The organism is Paramesorhizobium endophyticum (genome assembly GCF_014640615.1).
In the GTDB taxonomy this organism is placed as follows: domain Bacteria; phylum Pseudomonadota; class Alphaproteobacteria; order Rhizobiales; family Rhizobiaceae; genus Paramesorhizobium; species Paramesorhizobium endophyticum.
In genome coordinates this window covers 1-9125 of sequence record NZ_BMHH01000049.1, presented here as the reverse complement: position 1 = coordinate 9125, position 9125 = coordinate 1, and the positions used below count along the sequence as shown (strand labels likewise).

Here is a 9125-nt window from a genome sequence, read left to right as displayed (position 1 = left end):
CGTCTGAAAGCGAGTAGAATCAATGTCATGCACCTTGTCCAGAAATTTAAACCGGACAGCAGTGGGGCTAGCCCGGGGGTGACGGCAGAGCTACGCACCTTTTCTAAACAGCGTTTCAGTTGAGTTCTGATCGACACTCGAGCGGTTCATATTTTGATGGAAAACGGTCGTGTATTCACATTGAGCCGTTACAACTATTGGGGGCAATTGATCCCCGAACCATCCCTCGGATCCATTCCTCCACGTCTCCATCACAACTCCGGTCCCCAATTAAAACATGAGACGCGAGCCTGTCGGAGTAGCCTGAAAAGCGCCACTCTCGCCAACGCCATCTAGGGCTCGACATGGCATACTGCTGCTCTGGCCATTGATTTGCAGTCACCAGCACCGGAATGGCTGGCCGGAGCCCCGATGGTTCCATCAAGAAATTACAGGCCATCTGAAGCATCAAATCGCAACTAAGAAATAAATATTCGCTATGGATAAAGAATAACTCGCGCAATGGATTGATTTTTATTAAAAGCCTTGCTTTTTTATTTTTGAGTAAGACTTATATACTATCGATTTACCAGGACCGATCCGCTGGCGTGGTTAGGCAAGCAACTATTCATTGGGTGTGCGGATGGAAGCAGGGCGAGAAGCGAGGCGGCCCGTTGCGCGGAAGCGGAACAGTGCGGGATTTTTCTTGCGTTCTATCGCTCCTCGCCCTGTGACGGCTGCGCTTGCCCTGCTGTTCGCGACCGCCGCCGTGATGCCGGGCATCGCGCCCGCAGCATACGCGCAAACGGCGACCGGCGGCGGCGCGGGCGGCGCGGGCGCCGGGGGCGCCAATGGGGGGGATGGCGGCAGCCTCGGGGGAGGCGCGGGCGGCGGCGCGCCCAACCAGAGCCCGCCCACCAACGGCACGGCGCAAGGTGGCGGCAATGGCGGCGGCGCGCAAAACTGCACTGGCACAAATCCCGGCTGCGGTGGCCAGCCCCCCGCTAGCGTTAATATTAATGGTAGCATGTATACGGGTCACGATGGCCAAGCTGGCGGAACCGGCAATATCGGCGGCGGCGGCGGCGCACCCGCCATTAACAATTCAGACATTGCCAACACCGTTTGGGAGCTAATCGGTGGTAAAGGAGCGCAGGGCGGTACTGGGGGCAATGCAGCGGGCGGCGGCGGCGGCGCGGCTTTTGTCAAAACCCCGGGCGGGCCCGATTATAAACCTACAGGAAGCACTTACGCGGTAGGCGGCAAGGGCGGCGATGGCGGGGGCTTGAACAATGCCGGTGCCGGCGGCGGCGGCGGCGTTGGCTTCGTTTTTCAAAGCGGTCAATTCGTTCCTGAAACAGGCGGGACCACCGAGTTCATAGGGGGTAATGGAGGCATGAGCACCGGGGCCGGCGGCGGCGGGGGCGGCGTGGGGCTGGTTTACCAAAGCACCGCCGCATTGGACTTTTTAACGCCTAACTCAGACATTAACGCTGTCGGTGGCAAAGGCGGGGACGGTGTAACGGGCGGCAAGGGCGGAGACGGCGCCTGGTTTGATAGCATAGGCACCAGCACACAAAAGGTAGCAATCACTCTCGATAACCCTATTACTGGGTACGTGACCGGCGGCAGTGGCGGCAATGGCGGCTCCACTGGAAAGGCTGGTGATGGAGGCGCCGCGATGGTGGTGAGCGGTTCCTACAATGAGATTTCCTTTGTGGGTCCAGGTGCGACTGTTACGGGGGGGCAGGGCGGATCGAGCACGGCGCAGAATGGAAATGGAAAAGGTGGCGCCGCTATCAAGATCAGCGGCGGCAACAATGTGATAACGGTGAATGTCTACAGTTTAACGGGAGGAGCGGCTGCCGCCCAAAATGATCTGGGATCGGCTATCGAGATTTCCGGTGACGATAATCAAGTCATCACCACGGGAGGGCAATTACTAGGCGGGACGGACGGCACCAATTATGGCCCGACGGTGTCGATCAGCGGCAACAACAATATTTTCGAGATCCACAAGGGCTATATGCTTGGGGATACAACGACGCCCAGCACGATCGGGGCGGGAGCCATCACCTCCACGGGAACGGGCAATTTATTCGTGCTGGGGGGCACTGACGGCGATACGTTCGACCTTGCCGCGACGCAATATATTTCCGGCTTCGATTATATCGTGAAGAATAACTCCACCACCTGGGTGGCAAGCGGCACCTCCGCTACCACCGGCACTATCCCCTGGGCAATCACGGACGGGACGCTGCAGGTTACCGGCGATCTCAGCAACCCCACGAGCGTGACGGTCGGCGACGCGCAACTTCCCCAGGGTACGGCGGGCCTTCCTCCTCCCACTCCCGCCCCCATCCTCGATATGTCCGGCGCGGCGAGCATGAAAATCAAAAGCCTCGCCGGCGATAATACGGGCACGGTCAGTCTGGGCGCCAACACGCTCGAAATCACCAATGGCCTGTCGACCGGCCTGTCCACCGGCCCGGAATTCGCGGGCGTGATAGAAAGCACGGGGGGCGGCCTCACGGTCAGCGGCGGCACGCAGGTCATCTCCGGCGCGAACACCTATACCGGCGCGACGACGGTCACCGGCACAGGCAAGCTCATCATCAACGGCGACAACAGCGGGGCAACGGGCAAAGTGACCGTCGGGGGGGCGGGAGCCACCGCCGCCGTCCTCGCCGGTTCCGGCACCATCGGCAGCGACGTGGAAGTGGGCGCCAACGGCACGCTTCTCTCGCAGGATTTGACGCCCGGCCCCAGCATACTCACGCTCAAGGGCAAGCTCGACATCAAGGCCGGCGGGACGATGGAGTATGATTACACCAAGACCGGGACCATCAGTGAAAATGACCTGGAGATCCAGGTGACGGGAGCCGTGACGATCGACTCCAACGCGACGGTCAGCGTCAAGCAGCAGCCAGGCAACGAGCTCGCGCCGGGCCATTACGGCCTCATCAAGTCCACCGCGGGGGTAACAGGCAATTTCAACAACACCGTGACCGTGGACGGCACGGCAAACCCGCAATTCTACACCTGGAAGCCCAACAATAACGAGGTTCAACTCATCAATACCACGGGCGCCACCATGAATTATTGGGATCCCGGGACCACGATTAACGATGGCGTCGTCTCGGGCGGCGGCGGGACATGGCAGAGCATAACCAGCAATAAAAACTGGGCGACCATGGACGGCAAGACCAATAATTTCTACACGCCCGGAAGCCTGGCGATCTTCGAGACGACGGGGGGCAACGTGAAGGTCGAATCGAGCGGCGGCAACACCATCGTCAGTGGCGGCATGCAGTTCCTGGTCGACGGCTATGCCATTTCGGCCCAGACACCCGGCACCGACAAGATCACGCTGGTCCAGACGAGTTCCACCTCGAACCCGACCTATTCATTCTTCCGCGTGGGCCGGGGATCGACGAATGACGCCATGATCACTGCGACGGTCAATGTGGACCTCACCGACGATCCGGCGAGCGGCCAAGTGTATCTGGTCAAGGACGATGGCGGCACGCTGGTACTGAACGGCAACAACAGCTATTCGCTCGGCACGATCATGAGGGCCGGCATTCTGCAGGTGGCGAAGGACGAGAATCTCGGCGTCGCATCCGGCACGGTAGGGTTCCAGGGCGGTACGCTGCAGATCACGGGCACGAGTTTCAACGCGCAGAACACACTGACCCGCGGCATTGACATGGGCAAAGGCTCCGGCGCCATCGATCTCCAAGAGGCCGGCTTGACCCTCACCGCTTCGGGCGCGATAACCGGCAATGGCACATTGACGAAGAAAGGCCAGGGAACGCTCGCGCTTTCCAACACGGGCAACACCGCCGGTTTCGCGGGTACGCTGACCATCGCAAACGGCATCGTGTCGGTGGGAACGGATGGCGCGCTTCCCAACAATCTCACCTTCGATACTTCCACCGGCGGTAATGGCGCCACGGCGACGCTGGTTGCGACCGGCACGGTCACCACCACGGGCGGGACGGTGACGTTCAACAGCGACGCCAAGATCGAGGTGGACGCTGGGGGCACTTTGACGCTGGCCGGAACACTGGCGGGCGCGAAAACACCGACGAAAATCGGCAAGGGCACCTTGGCGCTCAGCGGCAACAATGCAAACTTTGCCCAGCCGATCATCATCGGCGATGGAACTGTGTCAGTCTCGTCAGCGACCAATCTGGGAAAGGGGGGCGTCACCTTCGATACGTCCGCTGGAAACAATCAGCCAACGGCCACGCTCGAGACCGGCCCTGGAAACATAGTTTATGACGGCCCGCTGACGCTCTCCACCAACGGTACTGTGAAAACGGACGGCAACCTGACGCTGAGCGGCGCGAGCCAGTTGAATGGCAGCAATACGCTCACCAAGACAGGTATTGGCCAGCTGATCATTACCAGCAACAATAGCTATGCGGGCACTCTGCAGATCAACGAGGGCGACCTGACGGTGAGTGGCAGGGGCGTGATTGGCACCTCCAACAGCACGGTTAACCTCAACGCTACCGGCTCGACCCTCCACTTCAGCACTACGGCCGGCACAAGCTATGCCGGCTTGATTTCGGGCTCGGGCAATGTCAGCCAGGAAGGCGGCACGACCGTTCTTTCCGGTGACAACACCTATACGGGCAATACCAGCGTCTCGAGCGGCACGCTCATAATTCAGGGCAATCAAACCGGCAATACCGGGACGGCGACTGTTTCGGGCGGCACGCTGCAGATCGACAAGACCGGCAAGATCGCCCAAGCCGCGACGGTGACGGGCGGCAAGCTAAATGTCAACGGCGTGGCCGGTTCAAATGTCACGATGAATGGCGGAACCTTGGCGGGCGCAGGCACGGTCAACGGCACCGTGCAGTTGAATAGCGGCAGCACGCTGCACATGGAGGATGACGGCAGCAATGGCGGCAACGTCAAGCTCTCCATCGGCGGCGATCTCGCCATCAACCCGAACTCGACGGTGGAATATGTCTACAATGTCTCAGCCGGTAAAAGCGAGGCGGACGCGCTGGACGTCGATGTCGGTGGAAATGTGACGATCGACCCCGGGAACACGAAGCTGACGGTCACGCTCAACAACAATGCAACGCTCTATACCGGCAGGACAAATCTCATGACGGCTGGTACGTCCGGCACTGGCCAGTTGAATGGCAGTTTCACCGATGTATCGAACTTGCCCCCCGGCGCGAAGCTGGGATACGACAGGGCGAATAAACAAGTGTACATCCAGATTGCGGGTTCGGAACCGTTGAACATCTGGGCTCCCGGAGCGAGCGGACAAGGCGGCAGCGGTGTATGGCAGGGGCCGGCTAGCGCGCTCCAGAACTGGGAAGATGAGGCAGGCGACAAAGGCAGGTATACGGACAAAGCCTTTGTCCACTTCACGGCGACAGGGGGGGTGAACTGCCCTTGCGCTGTAACGGTCGATTCGACGACCGCTGGGGCGATCAATGTTTCAGGCATGCAGTTCACCGCCGACGGCTATGTCCTCCAGGGACAGACGCCGAACGATCAGCTGACAATGTGGCCCGGCGGAACGGGGGCCCAGCCGAGCGGCGAACAATTCCTGATCCGGGTCGGCGATGGCTCGACGAACAGCAAGAACTGGACAACGACCATCGACGTGCCGCTGGTGGAGGCCGCGGGGCACAGTATTCAGTTGGTAAAAGGGGACCTCGGCACGCTGGTGCTGAATGGCAAAAATCAGTATTCCGGCGGTACGCTGGTAAATGGCGGCGTGCTCTCGATCTCCGAGGACGACAGCCTTGGGAACCAGAGCGGCGCGCTTACTCTCAATGGCGGGACGCTGCAGAACACCGCAACATTCGCGCTTGCCGATACGCGCAACGTGGTCATCCGTGCCGGCGGCACGTTCATGACTGGCGCTGGCGTCGACGGCGCGACGCCGTTTGATCTTACCATTAACAGCGAAATCTCCGGTACCGGCCCGCTCACCAAGTCGGGGAAGGGCGCCCTGATCCTCACCAATGCCAACAGCGGCTATACCGGTCCGATCACCATCGGCGACGGAACGTTGCGGATTGACGGGACCGGAACAGCCGGAACCGGCCGGATCACCAACAACGCAGCCCTGGTGTTCAACACCACCGGCTCTCAAATCGTCGGCAATGTTATTGACGGCGCTGGCAAGCTGGAGCGCACCGGCGCTGGTACAACCATCCTTACCAACAACAATGCCGGCTTCAGCGGCGGCACGACGATTGATCGCGGCGGTACACTGGAGATCGGCAACGGCGGCAATGCGGGCGGCCTCGGCACCAGCAAGGTCGGCCTGGGTGGCGGCACGCTGGCGTTCAACCGCAACGACGAATTCACTTTCGCCAACGACATAAGCGGTAACGGCACGGTCGAGCAGGTCGGCACCGGCACCACCATACTCGACGGCGCCAACGCCTACACCGGCGCCACCAATGTTAAGAAAGGCAGGCTTGCCGCGGCAAAGGACAATGCGTTCAGCCCGAACTCGGACTATACCGTCGACAAGGGCGCCGCGCTGGACATGCGGGGCCATATCCAGACTCTGGCAAGCCTCGTCAATGCCGGCGATGTATGGATCGGTGACAATGCCACCAGCACCGCCGGAACAACGCTCACCGTGACCGGCAATTACACCGCGCAGGACGGCACCATCCATCTCAACACGGTGCTCGGCAAGGACGATTCACCGACAGACCTCCTCCACGTGAAGGGAGACACTGCGGGCACGGGCTTCCTGCAGGTGAAGAATGCAGGGGGCACGGGCGCACAGACCACCGCGAACGGCATCAAGGTTGTCGATGTCGATGGCGCTTCCAACGGCGTGTTTACGCTGAAGGGCGATTTCACCACCACCCAGGGCGACCCGGCAGTGGTGGCGGGCGCCTACGCCTACCGGCTCATCAAGGGGCCCAAGGGAAGCACCGGCAGCGCCGACGCCTCGGCTGACGGCGACTGGTATTTACGGTCGGAACTGAAGAACCCTGGACCTCCACCCTGCGAGGGGCCCAACTGCAATCCGCCGCCCCCACCGCCACCGCCGCCGCCGCTCTATCAACCAGGCGTACCCGTTTACGAGGCCTACGCACAGGTCCTGCAGGAACTGAACGAGGTTGGCACCTTGCGCCAGCGCGTAGGCAGCCGCTACCGTAGCGGCGCGGGCCAGGCAAGCGGAGGCGAGGGGCAAGGCGCGGCAGCTCCCGGCGGCGACATCAGCACAGACACCTATGTCTGGGGCCGTATCGAGGGTGCGCATGGCCGGTTCGAACCGAGCTACTCGTCCAGCGCCACGCGATACAACACCAATACCTATGGCATGGAGGCCGGCATCGACGGGAAGCTCTATGAAACGGCTGGCGGCAGCCTGATCGGCGGCCTCACCATGCATTACGGCTATGCCAAGGCCAATATGGGCTCGGTGCATGGTCAGGGCGGCGTCGACGCCAATGGATACGGTTTTGGTGGCACGTTGACCTGGTATGGCGATGACGGTGTTTATGCCGACGCCGTCGCGCAGACGACCTTCTATACCAGCGACCTGACTTCGGATACGGCGCGCCGCACGCTCGCCAGCGAGATCGACGGCTTCGGCTATGCGCTGAGCCTGGAAGCGGGCAAGCGGGTCGCCATCACGCCGGAATGGTCGGTGACGCCGCAGGCGCAACTCACCTGGTCGGCGGTGCGGTTCGACGGTTTCTGGGACAGCTTCAACGCCCATGTCACCCATGATGAGACCCAGAGCCTGAAGGGCCGGCTCGGGCTGGCCGCCGATTACAGCCAGGCCTGGCGCGACAGCCAAGGCAGGCTCACCCAGGCCGACCTCTACGCCATCGCCAACCTCTCCCACGAATTCGGCAGGGCAACCAAGATCAAGGTATCGGACGTCCTCTTCGCCACCCAGAACGACCGCTACTGGGGCGGCATCGGCGGCGGCGGCACCTATAGCTGGGCTGACGGCAAATATGCCCTCTATGGCGAGGTCACCATCGACACCAGCCTCGAACACTTCGCCGACAGCTACAGGCTGAATGGGAATATCGGGCTGAAGGTGAAGTGGTAGGCGAAGCAGATCCTCACACGCGAAGCCCTGCCTCCGTCAGGGCTTCGCGCAAATGGGCGATAAAAACCCGCACCTTCTGCGGGACCAGCCGGGTCGTAGGGTAGACGGCCCAGATATTATACGGTTCCGGCGTCGCATCCTCCAGTTCGAAGCTTATGAGGCGTCCCGCCTCAATATCTTCGGCAAGATACCAGGCGGACAGAAGCACTATGCCACCACCCGCAAGACAGGTTGCATGGCAGCCCTGAATTGAGCTGGAGGAGAAATGTCCACCCAGGCGTACCTGTCTTTCGCCTCCCGACGCCAGAAACGTCCAATGGGTAATGCCCGACAATGGCAGGCAGCCATGATGGACAAGATCGCTCGTCGTGGCGGGAAGGCCATGCCTCGCGACATATTCGGGGCTGGCGGCGAGCACGCGAGGACTGTCGGCAAGCTTTTGCGCTATCAAACTACTGTCGCGCAGGCGAGTGATGGGGATTGCGAGATCGGTGCCGGTAGCGACCAGATCGGATACGCTGTCGGTCAGGTCCAGCGAAATGCGCATGTCCGGATTATTCTCCAGAATCTTCGGAATAATAGGCGCTATGAATTTGACTCCAAAGGCAACCGAGGCGGAAACGCGCAACAGCCCCACCGCTGTGCCGGTCTCGGAAAGCAGCCGCGTCAAGGCCTCCCGTTTGGTCTCCAGCAGCGCCTCGGCATAGGGTAGGAAGATTTCGCCTTCAGGCGTCAACGCCAGTGATCGCGTGGTGCGATGGAGCAGCCGAATGCCCAAATCTGTTTCCAGCGAGGAAAGACGGCGCGTGGCGACCATCGGCGTCAGCCCGAGCCGCCGCGCGGCCTCCGCCAGGCTGCCGGCGCCGACCGCCGCGACAAAAACCTCGATATCGTCGATATTTATATTCGAAGGTTCGCTCGCTAGAGTCTGTCAGCCATAAAGTGAATCGCTGAGGGGATTCCCCAACGGTTTAAATTGTGATTCAAAATCATTGCTGGTGAGGAGGCTAGGGCGTGTCGTCATTTGAGGGTTATGAACGCAGCGACGAGTTGGACAGCACCTAAGAATGTGCTG

The 9125-nt window shown here is 61.0% G+C and carries 2 protein-coding genes; one reads left to right on the top strand and one right to left on the bottom strand.

The window, feature by feature from the left end:
• The first annotated feature begins 685 nt into the window (after positions 1-685).
• Positions 686-8050 carry an autotransporter outer membrane beta-barrel domain-containing protein gene (locus IEX53_RS24235; RefSeq protein WP_188826544.1) on the top strand — a complete coding sequence of 2455 codons (7365 nt, stop codon included), beginning with the start codon at positions 686-688 and terminating at the stop codon, positions 8048-8050.
• Between the two features lie 13 nt (positions 8051-8063).
• Here the strand turns inward: IEX53_RS24235 and IEX53_RS23210 are convergent, their stop codons facing one another.
• On the bottom strand, positions 8064-8939 hold the full coding sequence (locus IEX53_RS23210; protein WP_308429170.1) for a LysR family transcriptional regulator: 876 nt from the start codon (positions 8937-8939) through the stop codon (positions 8064-8066).
• Between the last annotated feature and the right edge of the window lie 186 nt (positions 8940-9125).